Raw genomic sequence first — 246 nt, forward strand, 5'->3', positions numbered from 1 at the left:
GGGCATCGAAGCCAGTGCTGGTCAGGCTGCCCTGGCCATCGGTATTGGGGATCGTCACCGGGGTGCTGAAGTCCGCCCCGACCAGCTCCACGCCACCGATGGTGACGCTCGCCAGGCCTGCGCTGCCACCGACGCTGAAGCTGCCGGTGACGGTAGCACCGCTGGCCTCTTCCACGCTGTTGTCGGCACCGGTCACCGCACCGTCAGTGTCGGTCACGGTCACCGTCGGCGCGTCGTCTTCCTGGC

The 246-nt window shown here is 68.7% G+C and carries 1 protein-coding gene; it reads right to left on the reverse strand.

From position 1 onward, the window contains the following. Positions 1 to 217: hypothetical protein (locus ACUN9Y_RS22405; protein WP_445462942.1), on the reverse strand; the 217-nt coding region annotated here is incomplete at its 3' end. Between the last annotated feature and the right edge of the window lie 29 nt (positions 218 to 246).

This window comes from Halomonas sp. V046, assembly GCF_052645355.1.